Source organism: Mycobacterium sp. 852002-10029_SCH5224772, assembly GCF_001667315.1.
In the GTDB taxonomy this organism is placed as follows: Bacteria; Actinomycetota; Actinomycetes; order Mycobacteriales; family Mycobacteriaceae; genus Mycobacterium.
In genome coordinates, this window is the sequence record NZ_LZHT01000041.1 from 294,378 (window position 1) to 311,526 (window position 17,149).

17 protein-coding genes are annotated in these 17,149 nt (G+C 63.4%); 7 read left to right on the forward strand and 10 right to left on the reverse strand.

The window, feature by feature from the left end; translation table 11 throughout:
* Positions 1 to 161 precede the first annotated feature (161 nt).
* The 3 genes from A5775_RS09870 to A5775_RS24745 all read left to right on the forward strand — a co-directional run bounded on the left by A5775_RS09870 (position 162) and on the right by A5775_RS24745 (position 3,638).
* Entirely contained in the window at positions 162 to 1,295 is a 1,134-nt protein-coding gene (locus A5775_RS09870; RefSeq protein WP_067251270.1) for a cellulase family glycosylhydrolase, read from the forward strand.
* Between the two features lie 142 nt (positions 1,296 to 1,437).
* Positions 1,438 to 3,081: a DUF4185 domain-containing protein gene (locus A5775_RS09875; RefSeq protein ID WP_067251272.1), complete on the forward strand. Its 1,644-nt coding sequence runs from the start codon at positions 1,438 to 1,440 to the stop codon at positions 3,079 to 3,081.
* Positions 3,082 to 3,116: 35 nt separating this feature from the next.
* Positions 3,117 to 3,638, forward strand: a complete 522-nt coding sequence (locus A5775_RS24745; protein ID WP_082952944.1) for a hypothetical protein — start codon at positions 3,117 to 3,119, stop codon at positions 3,636 to 3,638.
* A 42-nt stretch (positions 3,639 to 3,680) separates the two neighbouring features.
* Here A5775_RS24745 and A5775_RS09880 read toward each other — a convergent pair whose 3' ends face one another.
* The 4 genes from A5775_RS09880 to A5775_RS24750 all read right to left on the reverse strand — a co-directional run bounded on the left by A5775_RS09880 (position 3,681) and on the right by A5775_RS24750 (position 7,818).
* Positions 3,681 to 4,154 carry a CAP domain-containing protein gene (locus tag A5775_RS09880; RefSeq protein WP_197512481.1) on the reverse strand — a complete coding sequence of 158 codons (474 nt, stop codon included), beginning with the start codon at positions 4,152 to 4,154 and terminating at the stop codon, positions 3,681 to 3,683.
* A 131-nt stretch (positions 4,155 to 4,285) separates the two neighbouring features.
* Positions 4,286 to 5,290: a glycoside hydrolase family 6 protein gene (locus A5775_RS09885; protein WP_067251275.1), complete on the reverse strand. Its 1,005-nt coding sequence runs from the start codon at positions 5,288 to 5,290 to the stop codon at positions 4,286 to 4,288.
* Positions 5,291 to 5,609: 319 nt separating this feature from the next.
* Entirely contained in the window at positions 5,610 to 6,281 is a 672-nt protein-coding gene (locus A5775_RS09890; protein WP_231995137.1) for a hypothetical protein, read from the reverse strand.
* Between the two features lie 370 nt (positions 6,282 to 6,651).
* Entirely contained in the window at positions 6,652 to 7,818 is a 1,167-nt protein-coding gene (locus A5775_RS24750; protein WP_231995138.1) for a hypothetical protein, read from the reverse strand.
* Positions 7,819 to 8,161: 343 nt separating this feature from the next.
* Between A5775_RS24750 and A5775_RS09900 the strand changes: the two genes are divergently transcribed.
* From A5775_RS09900 to A5775_RS09910, 3 genes are all read left to right on the forward strand, one after another.
* Positions 8,162 to 8,506 (forward strand): amino acid aminotransferase, encoded by a 345-nt coding sequence (locus A5775_RS09900; RefSeq protein ID WP_067251279.1) that lies wholly within the window; start codon positions 8,162 to 8,164, stop codon positions 8,504 to 8,506.
* Positions 8,507 to 8,637: 131 nt separating this feature from the next.
* Positions 8,638 to 9,375 carry a serine protease gene (locus tag A5775_RS09905; RefSeq protein ID WP_082952946.1) on the forward strand — a complete coding sequence of 246 codons (738 nt, stop codon included), beginning with the start codon at positions 8,638 to 8,640 and terminating at the stop codon, positions 9,373 to 9,375.
* Positions 9,376 to 9,494: 119 nt separating this feature from the next.
* Positions 9,495 to 10,586 (forward strand): hypothetical protein, encoded by a 1,092-nt coding sequence (locus A5775_RS09910; RefSeq protein ID WP_067251283.1) that lies wholly within the window; start codon positions 9,495 to 9,497, stop codon positions 10,584 to 10,586.
* A 53-nt stretch (positions 10,587 to 10,639) separates the two neighbouring features.
* Here A5775_RS09910 and A5775_RS09915 read toward each other — a convergent pair whose 3' ends face one another.
* From A5775_RS09915 to A5775_RS26045, 4 genes are all read right to left on the reverse strand, one after another.
* Complete coding sequence (locus A5775_RS09915) at positions 10,640 to 11,272, reverse strand: hypothetical protein (RefSeq protein WP_067251285.1); 633 nt, start codon at positions 11,270 to 11,272, stop codon at positions 10,640 to 10,642.
* Complete coding sequence (locus A5775_RS09920; protein ID WP_067251287.1) at positions 11,269 to 11,457, reverse strand: hypothetical protein; 189 nt, start codon at positions 11,455 to 11,457, stop codon at positions 11,269 to 11,271. Before A5775_RS09920 ends, A5775_RS09915 begins: the two co-directional genes overlap by 4 nt.
* A 130-nt stretch (positions 11,458 to 11,587) precedes the next feature.
* The gene (locus A5775_RS09925; RefSeq protein ID WP_082952947.1) at positions 11,588 to 15,427 is read right to left on the reverse strand and encodes a DEAD/DEAH box helicase; all 3,840 of its coding nucleotides are present in this window, start codon (positions 15,425 to 15,427) and stop codon (positions 11,588 to 11,590) included.
* 99 nt (positions 15,428 to 15,526) lie between these two features.
* Positions 15,527 to 15,649 (reverse strand): hypothetical protein, encoded by a 123-nt coding sequence (locus A5775_RS26045; RefSeq protein ID WP_255362111.1) that lies wholly within the window; start codon positions 15,647 to 15,649, stop codon positions 15,527 to 15,529.
* 106 nt (positions 15,650 to 15,755) lie between these two features.
* Between A5775_RS26045 and A5775_RS09930 the strand changes: the two genes are divergently transcribed.
* Positions 15,756 to 16,031 carry a hypothetical protein gene (locus tag A5775_RS09930; RefSeq protein ID WP_067251291.1) on the forward strand — a complete coding sequence of 92 codons (276 nt, stop codon included), beginning with the start codon at positions 15,756 to 15,758 and terminating at the stop codon, positions 16,029 to 16,031.
* A 27-nt stretch (positions 16,032 to 16,058) separates the two neighbouring features.
* Here the strand turns inward: A5775_RS09930 and A5775_RS09935 are convergent, their stop codons facing one another.
* A complete protein-coding gene (locus A5775_RS09935) occupies positions 16,059 to 16,391 on the reverse strand; it encodes a hypothetical protein (protein ID WP_197512461.1) in 333 nt (110 codons plus the stop codon).
* A gap of 178 nt (positions 16,392 to 16,569) precedes the next feature.
* Positions 16,570 to 17,133: a hypothetical protein gene (locus tag A5775_RS09940; protein WP_067251293.1), complete on the reverse strand. Its 564-nt coding sequence runs from the start codon at positions 17,131 to 17,133 to the stop codon at positions 16,570 to 16,572.
* Between the last annotated feature and the right edge of the window lie 16 nt (positions 17,134 to 17,149).

Consider the following 17,149-nt stretch of genomic DNA (forward strand, 5'->3'; position numbering starts at 1 on the left):
TCGGGCGCGCCGCCGTCGATGATTACGGATTGGTCACGATGACGAGTGGGGGCCGACGTTCGGCGGCGCCGATGAAGGCCCGGTAACAATTGTTATCTCAAGCTCTCGCGACGCGCTGAGCAAATCCCAGGGAAATCGTCCCGGAAACTTATCGTCACATCGTGGAACGACGAACGGCCCTGAAACTCCCTCTGCTGCTGGCGGCAGGCGCCGCAGTTACCCGGGTCCCCCGGGCCTCCGCGGAGGAAGCGGGCCGGTGGTCGCCCGATCGCGCCAACCGGTGGTATCAAGCGCAGGGCTGGCTCGTCGGAGCAAACTACATTCCCGCGAGCGCCATCAACCAGTTCGAGATGTTTCAGCCCGATACCTTCGATCCCCGGCGCATCGACACCGAGCTCGGCTGGGCTCAGTTCTACGGGCACAACACCGCGCGGGTGTTCCTCCATGATCAGCTCTGGGCTGCCGATCAGCGCGGATTCCAAACGCGGCTGGGGCAATTCGTCGACATCGCAGCCCGCCATCGCATCAAACCGCTGTTTGTGTTCTTCGACTCCTGTTGGGATCCGCAGCCCCGGGCGGGTCGACAGCGCGCGCCGCGCCCCGGCGTGCACAACTCGGGCTGGGCGCAGAGCCCCGGCGCCGAACGCCTCGGCGACTCTCGCTACGTTCCGGTCATGCGTGACTACGTCACCGCGGTGATGACCCAATTCCGCAACGACAGCCGGGTTCTGGGGTGGGACCTCTGGAACGAACCCGACAACCCTGCGAGCCAATACCGCAAAACCGAACGAAGCGACAAGGAGCAACTGGTCACCAACCTGCTCCCCCAGGTGTTTCGGTGGGCACGCGCGGTCGACCCCAGCCAGCCGCTCACGAGCGGCGTGTGGCGCGGCGACTGGGGACAACCCCAGGGCCGCAGCGCAATCAGCGACATCCAGCTCGCCAACTCCGACGTGGTCACCTTCCATTCCTACGCCGAGCCCGCCGGGTTCGAGTCCCGGATCAACGAGCTGACCCCGTTGGGTCGGCCCATCCTGTGCACGGAATACATGGCTCGGCCCCGGGGCAGCACCGTGCAGGGCATCCTGCCCGTCGCGAAGCGCCACAACGTCGGCGCCATCAACTGGGGCCTGGTCGCCGGCAAGACCCAGACCTACTTCCCCTGGGATTCCTGGGATCACCCGTACACCGCGGTTCCGAAAGTGTGGTTCCACGACTTGATTCGGCCCGAGGGACGACCGTTCCAAGACATCGAAGTTCTGACGGTTCGCAAGCTGGCCGGTAGCCAGGCCTGAAATACAGTGGCGGCCTCACCGGCCTGCCTTGGCTTCGTTCATTCGCAACATCGCCTCGGCCGCGGCCTCCCAGTAGTAGGGTTGTAGCAGCTCAGAAGGGGGCGGCGATGATCGTCGGTGTTGGCCATCTGCCCGCGACGCCATGACGCTGACAAACCTGAGCGAAGCGGAACTGATCGCGTCGGCCGGCGGCGATCCGTGGGCGATCAATCAGAGCTTGCAGGCGGGTAGCCCGTTTCAGATCTCGCAGTTGGCGGAGGCCTTTCACGGCGCGGGTCGACACACCGCCGAAGCCGACCACGCATTCGAGGAAGCGCGAAAACGCTTCGCCGCGGCGTGGAACCATCAGGATGGTGGCCACCCCATCAACGACTCCGCTGAAGTACAGCGGGTGACCAAAATGCTTGGTGCGCAGTCCGAACAGTTGCCGAAGATCGGTGCTGAATTGGAAACGATCGCCGCCGCGTTGGCCGATGCGCAGAAACAAGGGGCTCGAGAGATCGCCCTTCTGGACAGTGAGCTCCGCGGCCTCGACAGACTCATGACCGCCATCAAGACAGATTTGACGTTCGATCTGCCCCAGTCGGAACGCGAGAAGCTGCGGAGACTGTACGAAGACGCGCACGCCGATGCCGTGGACGACGTCCGTGATGCCGTCAAGCAAATGACGTCAATTCGCAACAGGTACTCCGATACTCTCCGTAAAGCCATGGGCGCCCTGCATGCCGACGGTTACGACCCACCGAAAGCTGTAGACGAGTGGATCGAGAGCCCGCTGAAACCGGGTGAGGTGAGAGATCTCGGGCCGATCGCCGGTACCGGCGGGATTCCCGGAATCCCAGGTATCGGTGCGGCGGATCTAGGGGAAGTAGTCGAGGTGCCCGGGCAGCCCGGAAAGTATCTGGCGATCTTCGGGGATTCGTTCTCCGGCAATAAAGTCGGCGAGGGCGAACATTATCGCTCTGTGGCCGTGCCGGTGACCTTCGACGCCGACGGACGTCCACATTTCGGTGCGCCACTAACGGGACCCGAGAATAGTGGCCACGAGCTCTTCACCATGCCGGGGGAGGCGATCAAGGCCGGAATCAGCGACACGCTGCCAGCCGGGACGATCACCCTGGGAGACAAAACGTACATGATGGTCACCGGCACGACGGGGAACCTTAAGCCGGCGGCTTCGTGGCTGGTCGAAGTCAGCGGCGATCCGGGCAAAGGATGGACGATGGTGCCAGGCTCATATCGGGCTGCCAGCGAGGCGCCCACCCAGATCAGTGGATACAAGGGTTCGGACGGCAAGGTCTATATCGCTGCGGATTCCTTCGACCGCAGCCGAGGCATCACCATGTACCGCGCGGATCCCGGGAGCGTATTCGATCGTTCAACCTGGCAGCCGTGGAACGGGAAAGACTGGGGCAAGCCAGGACAACAGGCCATACAGCTCACCACCAATCGCTACGGCGAGCTCAGCTTTCGGGAAATCGGTGGGAAGCCCGTCCTGTCAGGTTTCGATGTAGATGCGCACCAAGGAAGTATCGAAGTGCGGGTAGGTGCCAATCCAACCGAAATGTTCGGCTCGAACGTGCCGACGACTCTGGTCGCGCAGAATGGCGATCCAGCGGCTCCTAAATTCATCCCTCAACCGTACGGCGGGTATATCTTGCCGGGATCAACGCTGGACGATTTGAAATTATTTGCCAGTCAATGGAATACGCTCAAAGATGCGAACGGCGTGCCGTTTGGCACCCCGTACAACACCCGAGAGTTCCAACTCAGCCCCTATCACTGATCGCATCACAGAAAATCTGAACCGATAGGAAGCATATGGTCATCAAGAAGCTGGCCGGCATCACCACCCTGGCCGGCGCTGCGATCTCAGTTGCATGCACGGCCCACGCTGAGCCGCCAAAATTTCCGGATCTGAGCGCAGACGACCCGGTGAACGTCCGCGACTACACGATCGATGTTCCCAACCCCGGTCGGCCACCCCTGCCAACGGTCTATTTCCTCACGCCTGACGGCATCGTCTGCAACTTCGCGTCTGATCAAGCACAGTGCAGCGGGAATAACCTGCCCGCGGTACCCCCAGCGCCTTCAAATCCCAATGCCGGAATCACGGGTGTGAATTGGATCGGAACCACTACCGGACTAAAGCAGACGAATGAGGGCGAACCGTCACGCGTGATTCAAGGACAAGCCGTAAAACCGCTTCCACCGGGTCATTCCATCACAGTGAACGGCATCATCTGCGGAGTCGACAACTCAGGCACGACTGCATGCAAAGACCCACAAGGCCGCGGATTCGTGCTGTCACCGCATGGCTCCGGTTGGCTGCCTCACGTGTGATTGCCGGCGATTGCGATCCGAAAATGCTTGGTAGGGCATAGATTACGAAACCGCGAAGTCACCGACCACGGTCATCTTGTTGCCGTCCCGTGCGGTGGCGAAGCCGCCCGCGTTGAATGCGCAATTCAGAATGATCGCCCGATGCGGGGGACTTTGCATCCACATGTCGAGGGCCTCGCGGGGATTCGCAGCGGATCCGGTGCCCCAGAATACGATTTCGCCCGTGGAGCGGCTCCGATAGCCCGCCTGCGCGATCCGCGCCTGCGGCGACGAGCCGTCCGAGCCAATGTGTCCACTCACCCCGTTGCGCAGCATGTCGTCGGCGTGCCGCTGGGCCGCTTCGGTCAAACGAGGGTCGTCGCTGATCGGCCCGCATCCCTGGCGAAGCTGGTTGATGCCGCTGTACACCGCGGTCCCCGGATCGTCCGCGCGCGCAACGAACCCATCTGCACCGGAAACAGTGATGAAGGCAGTGCAGATCGAGAAGACTGCGAAGAACGCAACTTTCCTCGTCATGTTTGCCTCGTACCGCATACTTGGCTTATCTGTTTTCGATAACGAAATGTTACCCATTTGCAACCATCGAAGGTCGCGAATCCCGAATCCGTTCGGGTGCTGCCGGTGGCGAGGTTAGGCCAAAGCCCCTGCTAGTGGCCCGCGTTGCGGGCCAGATCGACGGCGTACTGATTCACGAAGTTGCCCGCCGGGGGATCACCCTTGCCGCACGTTCCGTCGGATTCGCCCGGACGTTTGATCCACAAGTAAGCGTCGGCGTGCGCGCCCGCGGTAGCGGCGGTGGGCGGGGTGCCCAACGCTCGGCCGCTGGGATTACACCAGTTGAGCCCGGAGTCGGGCGCCGGCCCGGCACCGTTGCGCGACGTGTCGATCACGTAATGCGAACCGTTGGTGAGCCCGGAAATCGCCTCGCCGTAACCGATTTCGTCCTCGGTGGTGAAAAAGTTCGCGGTGTTGACGCTGAAGCCCCGCGCGTGGCCGACACCGGCCTGGTTGAGCCTGGCAGCCATGTCCTCAGCGCTGTGCCAGCGCAAGTGACCGGCGTCGACGTATACGGCCGCGTTCGGATCCTTTGTCAGCGTGTCGACGGCGTAGTGAATCAGGTCGAACCGTTCTTGGCGCTGATCACCCGACAGGCAGTCGGCCATGGCGAGCGCATCGGGTTCGACGATGATCGCCACCCGCGAGGCGCCCACACCGCCGGCGATGCCATCGATCCAGCTTCGGTAGTCGGCGCCCGACCCCATGCCGCCCGCAGCGAAGCTGCCACAGTCGCGATGCGGGATTCCATAAATGGTGAGAACGGGGATGGCGCCGGCGGCGGCCGCGTCGCCGACGTACTTCCCGACCGTTCCTGCGGAGCCGCCCGGGACGATCCAGTAGGCCTGCGGCGTATTGGCGATCGCGGTCAACTCGGCACTCGGCGGATCGGCGCTGCTCGCGGCACGCATGGCCGCCGACGTGGGGTTGACGTAGAACGGGGCCCCGTCCAACGGGTTGCCGTCGGCGGCCAAACGCACCGTCGGGGCGGGACGGACCTGCACCGGGTCGGCAAGTTGACCGATGCCGGCAACGGCCGCGACCGTGAACAAGGGGGCGACCCAGCGCGCGACGGCGCCGGTAGCTGAGAACGTCACCCCAGGAAAATTAGTGGTTCGCAGCCATTCAGCGCCAATCGGCGGGGACGGCGGTCCTACCCGCAGTAGCCAGAGGGCGGCAACGGGGCGTCACGCGGAACCACCGTTTGATTACAGAGGCCTGATTCTGAGTGCGGGTTTTGGGGTGCGGTTGGGTTTGGCTGGGGGGTGTTTGGCGGCACGGGGTCTGCGTTGGCTACGGCCGCGGTCAGCCCCATACCAGCCAGCCCCAACCCGGCGGCGAGAACGGTTCTGGCGGCCAATTTCGTCAGTTTGAGCGCAGCGCTGCGGTCGAGGCGATCGGTGGTGGTCATGAGGTTCAGTACTCGAGCCCATATCCGCCGCGCAAGTCCTTGTGCGCGGCCTCCAGGGTGCGGTCACATATGTCCACGAGTGCGTCGAGGTCGAGACCCGATTCCCTGCCCAACCTGTCCAGAAACACCGTCTCCTGCTTCCTCAACTCGGACCACTTGAGTTCCCCCTCGTAGTACACGGTGGCGTCCTCCATTGGGGCAGCGCAGGCCGTAGTCTGCGCCAATTGCCGCTTGCACGAATCCAATTGGGTCAGTGAGTAGCCGTGCTCGCGGAACTGACGATCCCATTCGGCGAGTAGCAGGTTTACCAGGTCGCGCACCAGTGGTGCGGCGTAGACCAACAGCTCGGCTACCCCGTCGTCGAGGCCCAGACGCATGCGGAAGTCATAGAGCTCTCGGATGGCCTCGGCGCGCCGCTGGTTGGCGATCTCCTCGGCGGTGCCAGTGCCCTCGTATTGGGCCGCGCGTTTGACGTACATCGTTGCGGAGATCAGCGATTTCAACACGGCCTTCTTGTCCTCGGCCGCCCGCTTCTCGAAGTCGAGCACTCGTTCGTGGCGCCGGTCTTCCGCCTTGTTCTTGGCGTCGATGCGCTTCGTCCAGATCGCGACGGTGGCGCTCGAAATCACGGACGCAAGAGGGACGAGCGCAGTGGCGACTAACGTCATCCAGTTCATTCGTCGACCCTAAGCTCACGATTGCCGCTCCGCACGAGAACCGACGACGAGCGTCCCTCGGATCGGGGTGGGAATACCTCGGCAAAAACTGTTGGAGCTTTGGCGGTGGCGGAGGGATTTGAACCCTATTCATCCCCCACGTCATCGTCCCGAAATGGCTTCTAGCAGCATAAACACATACCTGTTGTTCACGCGAAATGCATCTGAATAGCCGGTAACTGTGGGCACGATGTGGGCACGGGGAGGTTCTCGGCTGGCCCGAGCGGCGCACTGCGACGCAATGCCGCGACGTGGCCGCGCCCGGCCTCGGATCTCGCTGGCGCAACCGGGGCCGGCAAGGCCGCATCAGATCTATGACACACAGAGCCTGCTATGACGAGAAGGTGCGCGGAGCCTCCGACTCGTTGTGGTTGCGTAGTCCAGTCACAATCTCGAACCTCGCTACGGAATCACCGACTACCAGCGGTCCGGTCAGTTCGGAAGTTACGCTCATCGCCTTCGATGTGAAACCGATCATCCGAATAGCTTGAAGCCCACGCAGTTTCGGAGCGTCGCAACTACCGGCGATGGTTCTCAGCATGTAGTCCGTCGTGTCCTCCTCTGGCGGTGTGGACGGTGACTCGACGGTCGTTGATCCCTCGGGCAACGAACCGTCTTCTCGGCTCATTTCCGACGCGTCGGATGCGAAAAGGGTGGCATCGGTGAGCAGCGGGTCGGCTAACATCGCCCATCCGTGTCTGTAGAGGAAACTGCGCCGAGCGCGCACGCCGAGATGCTTCTCGTTGAACGCTCTGATGTAGTCCCACAACTTTCCCAACGCTTCGATCAGCTCTGCCCTTCGTGCTTGATCCTGCGGCAAAAGGTATCCCCGGCCACGGTCCGGCTTCGCGTGCATCAGCCCCGACCGCTGCGCCTGGTACATGTTCTTGTAGATCCACTTTCGATGGTTCGTCACATTCGAGGGCGTCAGGGACGCAAGCGAAGCCAGTTCGTGCGCCTCGCTCAGCGCATCCATGAACCATTGCCGTTCGCTCTCCCATCTCTTCGGTGGTGGACCGCCGCGCCGCAGTACCTTCCACTTCCACCATTGCCAGGACCGTCGCGACTCGATCTGACGCGGCGGGCGTATATCACTCAGTAGGCACTCGAACGCCAGAAACAGGTTCCGATACGAGTCATACAGATCATCAGATGTTCGGCTTATTCGCATAAACCTGAACGCATCGTGGACCATTGGAGTTGGCGGTGGTGGCGAAGGAACCACGTTGCCGTCCGCATCCGTTACCGTCACGATCGGGTCGTTAACGCCTGCCCGCATCGTGTGGATGAACTTGGATCGCATGACAGTTCCGTCGCGGCCGGACCACCAAACGATGCAGTCGTCGAGTGCGTCACGGATCGCGCAGTGGGCCGCAGCCGTGGCCGATAGATAGTCCAAGCCTCGGTTGGCAGCACTCAAAGCCTCGTTAAACGCTGCTTCGAAGGTAGTCGCTGTCGATGGGCCGCAAGTCACGACGGCCTTGGTGCCTTCGACCACGCTCGTGACCCAACCGTCTAGCGATACCGACACCGACCGCCGGGGTGCCTCACGCAGCACAAAAACGGCACCGTTCCGCCACGTATCGCCCGAATCCTGCAGTGGGACGCCCGCATATTCACCTACCGGCACCCCGCAAGTATCCGTCACGTCCTTCCCCAGGAGCGCGAACCGCGCATCAGGTACAGCATTCGTGGCACGGTCGCGGCGTGATCGGTCGGGGGTGGCATTGGCGCCTCTCCAGGCATATGCGTAATTCCGACCACTTGCGCTGATTGCGACATATGTGCGACTTATGTTGCGACACTTGGTAATTCAATATATCTGCGGCTAGCTTCGGTGTATGGCATCCCCTATCAGCAACCCACCCGCCAACTCTGAATCTGCCGCGCTCGACCTCATCGTCAACGCCGCGGAAGCCGCTACGGGCAGCACCGCGTTCCGCGCCTTGTTGCAAGACCTCGCCGGTCTACTCCACGCCGAAGGCGCTCTCGCCGGCCTCAAGTGGCGCGCCGCTCGACTGGTCGCCAGCACGGTGTCATTCGACGTCTGCACTGAGGCGGATCCCGTCGGGTCGCTGCGCCGTCGTGCTGCCTCGGTGCGCGCTGGCCGCGGTCCCTGTTGTGCCGACCCGGCCGGCGTCGCCCAGGCGCTCGACCTCGCTGCGACCGTGCTGGGCATGATGTGAGCGGGCCCGCGCGGCGACCGCTCCCGCCGGCATGGGCCGGCCTGATCGGCGCGTACCTCGCCGCCGAAGCCGGCGCTGGCCGGTCACTAGCGATCCTCTCAAGAGGCGGCATTGCTCGATAGCCTAGTGCCGTGACGGACGGCGACTTTCACTCTTTGAATCCGCGAGACGTTGTCGTGCCGATCTTCGCGGCGCAACCAAACGGGCGAGCGGGGCCGTTCCTCGGCACGGGCGCTGTCGTCGGCGATGGCTCAATACTCCTCACCGCGAACCATGTCATATCTGCATGGGAAGGCTCGCTCGGCATCCTGCCAATGAGCGATCTGTCCCGTCCGCCGTACCCGATCGCGTTGATTGACCGCGAGCCGCAGCACGACTTAGCGCTCCTGCGCATCACCGAGTACCGACCGCCGCGTCCTTTGAAGCTGGAATTCGACAGGTCGGCCCTCCGGGAGAACACCAACCTGATGACCTACGAGTACGGCACCACGCGCCGCGAGGGCAACAGGATCATGCTCAATCCCGCGACAAGGATGGGGCACATGACGCGTCGGCTCGGTCGCGGCGATGGCCTGGAACAGATCGGGGTCGAAGAGGCGATAGAGCTGTCATTTCCCGCGTTGCGCGGGGCGAGCGGCGCACCCGTGATGATCAACGAGCCGACGATGTACTCATTGCTGGGCAAGGAATCGCTCGGCGTGGTGGCAGTCGTCATCGCCAACGCCGCATACCACCTGGCGCCGGCGCAGATAGAGGAAGTGATTAACGCCGATAACACTTCGTACGGCGAAACGCGCTTCATGCTGCCGCAGGGCCTTGCGGTGAGCGTCGACCACATTCGCGATAAGTACGAGCTCGCATTGAGCTAGGCTCGGCCGCCGAACACGGGATCCGCGGCGATCTGTGCGACGCAGTTACGGCACTGCGCCGGAGTGACACGCTGTGGCGATTGTCGAGAGCCGGCCGGACTCGCGGTTATCTTCGGCGCATGACGACGTTCGCCGAATGGCTCAGGACCATTCCCGCGGGCATCTGGGGCGCCCTCGCCGGCGCAGTGACAGCGCGCCTGCTGACGTGGCTCGCGGAGCGCAGACGCAACCGCGACGCGTATCGGGCGCCGCAACGGGAGACGATCGGCGCGATCATTGCCGCGGCCAACGACATGAAGGTCAGCTTGTCCGATGCGCTCGAACACATGGGACTCACCGGCCGGAAGACAACCGACGACGCCGCCGTCGCGAGCCTAAACACCTTCTTGCGCCGTCTGCTGGCACTCGATGAGCAGTTCTCGATCGGACGGTTGACGGTGGTCGACGGACCATGCCGGGACAAGATGATGACCGCCTACGTTCGTTTCTCCGAGCTGCGGAAGCTCGCGAACGATCCGGCGGTCGCGACGCCGGCCGGCTTCGGCGAGTTCGTGCGGCAGATGAACGACACGTCCAACGCACTCGACACCCTGCTCGCCGAGCTGGTCGACCTCGCCGAACGGCGTTTGTCGCCAGCGCGGCCGCTGCTGTCGCGCCGGCCAAAAGTCAAGGTGGCGAGCAACAAAGCGCGATCGCAGCCGAAGAAGCGGCGCGTGAGCCTGCGGAAGCCAGCCGAGCCGACGCAGCTCGATGCAGCGCTACCGCACGCGGATGCACCGACGCCGGCCGCGGGAGCAGCACCGGACGCCCGCGAAGGCGAGACTCCGGCCCAAAATGCGGCGGAGCTTCGCGACGCTGAGCGGCAGCCGGCCCCGCACACGCCACAGATCGACGAGCGCGAAGTCGAAGTCGTCGGAGAGCCAGACGCGCGGGCACGGATCCGGACCGAGCTGATCAAGGGCGAGCAGCTGACACTGCAGCACGTCGGCCGGCTGGTCACCGAAGGACGAGACGGCTACAACATCATGGGACGGATCCTCGACCTGACGCCGGTCATCACGGACACGGCCGGATCATGGCTCGTCACCGTTCACTGGGCGGCGCTTCCTGGGCAACGGCCGCGCGTCGACCGCCGGCGGATCCGCTTCAGCGATGACGTTGAGCTGGTCGAGATCATCGAGGACGACGACACTGAGCCGGAAGCCGAGTAGGGACCGGGGTCGACGCCGACGAGATACGGCCGCGACGATGGCTGCGAGCGTGCTTACTCGTCTGGTCCGCCGTCGGGGGTCTGAACATCTCCGTGGCGTAAGTACTCGGCCAGCTGACGTTGTGCGTTGCGACGCTGGCGACGACTGCGACGAGACTCCGCAGGAGTGACACGTTCGTTGGCTGTCTTCACCAGTACGGACACGGCTGCGCGCAGCTGGTCGGCGCGCTCCCCGATCCGAGCGACGAACTGCTCCGCGGCGTCGGCGGTCGAAATCTCTCCGCCGTTCGGCCCTTCGTCGAACCGAGAGAATGCGGCAGCCACGACGACCATTTCCTGCCAGCAGCGCACGTCGACCACGGTTAGGGAGCCGACCTCTAACGCGCGGCGCATTTCCAACAAGGCTGCCGCGTAAGCACTTTCAGTCTCACGTATCTGGGCGCTGATCGCCGGCAGGTTGTCCGCGCGGTCCTGTCGAATCTCTTCGATCAGGTCCGTCAGCACGCGACGCCAGTTGAGGACGCGCAGTTGAAGCTCGTGGGCCGCGGCGAGTATGTCGCCGATCGCCTGCCGTTGCGGGGCTCGGTATGCGTCTTGCATCCGCTTGTGCTCGCGCCACCAGGTGAACGCGTAGGTGAGCGAGCTGCCGACAGCGCCGCTGACGAACAGTTGCCAGAAGGGGGTCATGTGACGCGCCCTCGAAAGTACGTCTGCATTCCCGGCCCGCTGTTGATCCGCACCCGCAGGTTCCTGGCGTACCCGCGCTGCCACAGCTTCGCGAGGACCAGCGATCGGCCGGAATAGGGGTTGCGGTCGCCTGGTTCAGCCAGTGCGCCGGCGTAGAGCGCGAAGGTGTATTCCGCGCGCGTCATTGGCCAATCATGCGGGCACGCGGGCCCGCGGCGGCGGATCCCACGCCGACGACAAAATACGCGTGCTTCGCAGGAGCCAACACTTCATCCCATAGGGACGCTGCTATCCCATAGGGACGCTGCTTAGCAACTACCGATTGGGCTTGGGTGCCCTGCCGTCCCACACCCAGCCGGGCAACTCCTCCAGCCGTTTGCGTCGTTCCGGCGGCATGACGTCAGCGAGTGCATCGCGCCGTTGAACCGAAACCCAGATTCCTAGTCGTATCCCCTGCTCGACATGCTTTTGCGGCACTCGTGTGTGGCCCTCACGCGCGGCGAACTTCTCAAGGAGTGCGCACCGTTCCTCCCAAACGTCCTCCGAAAGGGTCCACGTCCACCCCGGCAGCTTCTCCAACCTGCGTTGCCGTTCGGAACTCAACGTGCCCTTCCTGTAGGCGCCTTTTTGCGTACCTATCCACGACGCGACTTGGATCCCGTCGACGCAGTAGCGGTAGGGAACCCGAGCAGTGCCATAACGATCCGCGTACTGCTTGAGGAGTTCGTATGTCCGCTCCCACTGGTCGGCTTTCGTGTCCCAACTCCAGCCGGAAAGTGCCTCCAGCCGGCGCGCCCGATCGTCTCTCAGTCTTCCTGCCCTGTAGGTGGTGCGTTGGGTACCCACCCAGGAACCCAGCGAGTAGCCACCTTGCCGGTACCTTGGCGGGGGTGTGGCGCCGTCGTGGTCCTTCATGTAGTCCACGAGATTTCGGAAACCTTCGTCCCACTTCGACTCGATGACGTCCCAGACCCAGCCGGGCAGCGACTCCAATCGCTTCGCGTACTCGGGCCTCAGTGTCCCCTTCGAGTAATTCGTGCGCTGGTTGTTGACCCAACCGCCGAGCCGGTATCCGTCTTGCACAAGGGAGTGCGGCACGATGCAGTCGCCATGAACTGCGGCGTACTCCCGGATCTTCGTGAAGCCTTCCTCCCACGCGGCTTCGTGGGGGTCCCACACCCACCCCGGCAAAACCTCCAAACGGGTGATCCGGTCGTGTCGTAGAGAGGCTTTGGCGTACGAGGTCCGCTGTGTCTGTACCCAATTCGCCAACTGATCGGCCCGGTCGGAGCCGCGATCGGAGCGTGGTACGCGAGCGCTCCCGTTCACGCGGACGTAGTCCTCAAGTGCCGAATACCAGTAGTCCCATCGGGAGTCACGCGGATCCCAGGACCAGCCGGCCAGTGCTTCCAACCGCGCCTGACGTTCCTCGCCCATATCGCCGTCGCGATAGACCGTGCGTTGAATGGTGACCCACTGCCCGAGTTTGTAGCCGTCGGCGGACCTAAATGACTGCGACACGAGGGCGTCGCCATGCTTCTGCACATACTCCTGAAGGTGACGGAATCCTTCCTCCCACTGGTCGGTGACAGCGTCCCAGATCCAGTCGGGGAACTTCTCCAGTAGGCGAACTCGCGCTGGATCAACGTTGCCCTTATTCCGGTGGTATCGCTGTTGCGCCACCCACTGCCCAAGTCGCACTCCGTCATACATCTCCAACGCGGCTAGTCGCGTGTGGCCGTGTTCGGCGGCGTACTTCTTCAGTAGCGCGTACTGGAAGTACCACTTGTCGCTTCTCGTATTCCAAGTCCAGCCAGGCAGCGCCTCTAACCGCTGTATTCGGTCCGCGCGGAGTTCCCTTCCCGAGTGCGCGGAACGTTGCGTTGTGACCCACGCGCCGACCGGGAATCCGTCGAAGACACAGTCCTTAGGAAGGCGAGCAGTGCCGTTCTGCGCGACATAGTCCTGAAGTCTCGCGAAACCCTCCTCCCATAGGGCGTCACGCGGAGTCCACGTCCAACCAGGCAATTGCTCAAGCCGCTGTTGCCGTTCTTGAGACAGCCTCCCGCTGCTGTAGTGGGATCGCTGCTTCGCTACCCAGGCCCCGAGCCGGTTGTCGCCAACGCTAAACGTGTACGAGGGACGGGCATGACCGTGTTCGGCGACGTAGCCTTCCAATAGCCCGAACCAGAACTCCCACGGCGCGGTGGTCGCATCCACCACGTGCACCCGGAAGGCGTTTACAAAGTCCTTGCTCACTGTGGCTGGCACATCGACGTGAATCTTGCTCGGTAGCTGGGGCCTGCCGCCGTTGCGGCCCATCTCCCGTCGTAGGGCGTCGAGCTGCTCACCGAGCTCAGTGTCGTGCGCCCGGAGGGCCTTGATGACATCCCACACCGGCTTGAAGGCCGAGGAGTCCAGTGCCGCGTGGGGATCCTCCTCGGTGTTAATGAATACGGGGATGATGACGGTGCCGATCGTTTTGGTTTCGGACTTGCGGATGGCCCGTCCCACCGCCTGCACGATGTCCACTTCGGCGCGGCGCGGGTCGATGAAGGCAACCCCGTCGAGGGCGGGGACATCGACGCCTTCGGCCAGGCATCGCGCGTTGGCGAGCAAGCCGCGTTCCCCGTCATCGAGTCTCTTGAGGTGCTGTATCAGCATGGCGCGTTCGCCGGCAGACATCTCTCCGGACGCATACTTCGACGACAGCGAGCCTTTGGGGCGATGTCGGGCGGGCATCCAGTCCAGTACCGCAGGCATCGACGCCGCGAACTCCCGCGCGGCCTTGACTCGGCTGTGGAAGCTGATCACCCGGTGCAGGTCGAACTTGCGCATGGCCTTCGCCAAGCCGATCTGCCCGGCCAGTGAGCGGGCGTCGATGATTCTCTCGCCGTCTGGGGTCACCAGGGTGCCGCGCCTAGCCCAGTCGAGGTAGGTGGCGTCGTCCACGCCGATGATGGCCACCTGGTAGTCGGTGAGCAGCTTGCGGTCGATGGCTTCACTGAAACTCAGCCGATGAAACACATCGCCGAATCGGGTGTGGTCGTCCATGGAAGCGATCTCATAGTCGGCTTCTTTGGCTTCGTGCAATATCCGCCCGGTGAAGTAACGCGGCGTCGCGCTCATAAACAGCCGCCGGTGCGCCCTGATTTTTTCTGGGTCTAGAACCGTGGCGAAGTCTGATGACACTGGTCCGGCGCAGCGGTGAGCTTCATCGGCTATGACCAGATCAAACTGTGGCGCCCGGCCCAGCCTGAACGCTGCGGCAATCTGGGGAGAGGACTGGTAGGTGGAGAACACGACGCGTGGGCCGGATCGCTTCCGTAAGAACTCGGCGATCACCGCTGGGTCGGTGGTCACCGGCACACCCATATCGCTGGTGTGCGACACCGCCGCGTCTTCGCCGAGAGTGCCGACAGTCTCGTCGCTGCACACAGGCAGTGCAGCGAAAGACCTCCTCGGATTAGCGGTCTGCCACTCCCGCATGGTCTGCTTCAGAAGCGACAGCGAGGGCACCAAGACCAGAACCCGTTCAGCCTGAAGTCTTTCGGTGATGAACCAGGCGGTCAGAGTCTTGCCTGTGCCACAGGCCATGATGAGTTGGCCGCGATCGCCGGTCTTGAAGCCCTTCACAACGTCATTGATGGCGGTGCGCTGGTAGGCCCAGGGCGTCTTGGGTTTCGGCGGCTTCGACGGCCTTAAGACAGCCGGGGTGCTGGGCCAGTCGAGGTAGTCGTCGGCTTCGCGCAATTGAGTTAGACCGATGAAGGGGATTCCGAGGTCATCCATCAGGCGCGTGGCGATGTGATGGCGCTTGTCGGTTGTGGCAATCAGCAAGCGGTGGGTGAACTTCGACCGGCTGGACTCGGCGACGAACTTGTCCACGTCACGCTTGCTGATGCTGTGCGACGATGCGTACGCCTTGGCCTGGATCGCCCACAACTTGCCGTCGTTGTCCTCCGCGACCAGGTCGATGCCGGCGTCTATGCCCCTCCGGCCCGGCCAGTCGTCCCACAGCCACACCCGCCGAAGAAGCGGCCGGTAGGTCGGATCATTCTCTAGGAACCACTTGCAGACGTCCTCGAACTGCTTTCCACGCCGTCGATCATCGTCGGGGTCGAATTTCGCCCTGAGACCACTAAATGTCCCCACGGCACCGAGACTAGAGGCCGCGGATTTGCCGTACGCCTCGAATCGGGTCAGCCAAATGCGCGGATGCGCGAAAACGGCAGACTTGCCGCAGAGCCGCGGCTAGAGCCGAGCATCCTCGGCCTGGCGAGGACTGAGCGACCGGACGGCATACGGGTTGCGGTCGCCGGGATCGGCGAGTGAGCCCTCGTACGGGGCGCGCGTCGCCTCCTGCCGCATCGTCACCCGCCAAGCATGCAGGCGCGGGCTGGGAACGTCGAACACACGCCGGATTGGTCGATTCTCGACAGCTTAGAAAGCGCGGTCCGTGAAGATCGGGCACGCTTGTCCTATGAGCGATTGGCACCCGAATGGACTCGACGGCCTTGGACTACAAGGTGTTGACGGGGAGTACTACAAGATCGAACCGATTAAGACCCCCGACAATCCCAGCGAGGTCTGGCTGTTGAAGATCGAAGCTAATGACGAGAAAGGAACCGTCACCGAGCTTGGCCGCTTCGATGACCTCGGCAGTGCCAAGCTGCACGCCGAGCAGGATTACGCGGAGAAATTCGTGACACCAGGCGACTTCGACCCTAGCGAGCTTCTGGGCAAGCCTGACGAATAGGCAGAAGGAGCACGGCACGGCCGGCGCTCAGATCATCGACTCGTCCCAGGGCTCGTCGGGCGTCGTAGCGATCGCCGACTTCGAACCCGAGGTCGACGAGGCGGCTTCGGAAGCGAGGTCGAACGCATGAATCTCGGCCGCAATGTCACGCTGCTGCTTGATCAACGCCGCGAACGCCGGACCGACGGTCTTCGGGTCGTCGATGGCCTTCGCGATCCGATACTGCAACGCGACGAGCAGCTGCCGGCGATCACCGCTCCTGGCCGCATCCACGACCGACTTCGGCGCCGCCTTCCGCGGAGCCCGCTTCGCCGGCGCCTTCTCGCCCGCCCCCACAGCGCGCAATCTGCGCTCAGTCACGTCGGGATTTCGTTCTCCTCGTTTTGAAAAAAATCGGGGCGGAGGGGGAGGCGCATATGCCGCGAGGTGCAGCGACGGGGCGCGGTGGGGGTCACCCCCGGTAGGGGTTGGGCCTCGCGGCGGCGCGGGCACGGGTGACGGGAACTCCGTTCGCGCCGGCCGCGAGGCCGTCAGGTGGCTACCAGCCACCGCGGAATGACGGGCTCAGGGTGGCGTAGGACAAGTTCGCGCCAAACGAGTCGTAGTCCTGAACCTTGGCGAGGTCGTCGAGTTGCTCTTTGGTGCTTGGGTTTTGCTTGATGTATTCGGCGACGATGCCGCTCCAACCGGCGTCGAGTGCTCGCCCAAGTATTGCGGCGGCGAGGGTCTTGTCGTTGGCGCGGATGGCTGCCGCGAATACCTCGCCCGCTTCGTCGGCTTGGGTGAGTCGCGCTGCGCGGTCTTGTGCGTCGCGATAGGCGATGATCTGGCCGGGATCGCTGCTCGTCAGGCTGGAGAGCCCGAACAGCGACTTCTCAAGTGACTGCCGCTTGGCGGTGATGAGCTCCTTCTCCTTCTTGCGGAGGTCGCTGAGTTTGGCGCTCACCTGTGCGTGCTCGCTGTCGAGCTTGGCCCGCTTCCCGGTGTCGGTGAGGGTGTCGTCGGCGTCGAGTAGGTCGGCGGTGCGCGCCCATCGGCTCTGAATGTTCGCGGCCTGCTTGCGCAGATCGTCGATCTGGGATTCGAGCTGTGCGAGAGACATTGCGTGCGTTTCCTTT

Coding starts and splice junctions, on each gene's coding strand:
- A5775_RS09875 (WP_067251272.1), top strand. CDS start 1,438: ATGACGCTGACAAACCTGAGCGAAGCGGAACTGATCGCGTCGGCCGGC.
- A5775_RS24745 (WP_082952944.1), top strand. CDS start 3,117: ATGGTCATCAAGAAGCTGGCCGGCATCACCACCCTGGCCGGCGCTGCG.
- A5775_RS09880 (WP_197512481.1), bottom strand. CDS start 4,154: ATGACGAGGAAAGTTGCGTTCTTCGCAGTCTTCTCGATCTGCACTGCC.
- A5775_RS09890 (WP_231995137.1), bottom strand. CDS start 6,281: ATGAACTGGATGACGTTAGTCGCCACTGCGCTCGTCCCTCTTGCGTCC.
- A5775_RS09900 (WP_067251279.1), top strand. CDS start 8,162: ATGGCATCCCCTATCAGCAACCCACCCGCCAACTCTGAATCTGCCGCG.
- A5775_RS09910 (WP_067251283.1), top strand. CDS start 9,495: ATGACGACGTTCGCCGAATGGCTCAGGACCATTCCCGCGGGCATCTGG.
- A5775_RS09915 (WP_067251285.1), bottom strand. CDS start 11,272: ATGACCCCCTTCTGGCAACTGTTCGTCAGCGGCGCTGTCGGCAGCTCG.
- A5775_RS09920 (WP_067251287.1), bottom strand. CDS start 11,457: ATGACGCGCGCGGAATACACCTTCGCGCTCTACGCCGGCGCACTGGCT.
- A5775_RS09930 (WP_067251291.1), top strand. CDS start 15,756: ATGAGCGATTGGCACCCGAATGGACTCGACGGCCTTGGACTACAAGGT.
- A5775_RS09940 (WP_067251293.1), bottom strand. CDS start 17,133: ATGTCTCTCGCACAGCTCGAATCCCAGATCGACGATCTGCGCAAGCAG.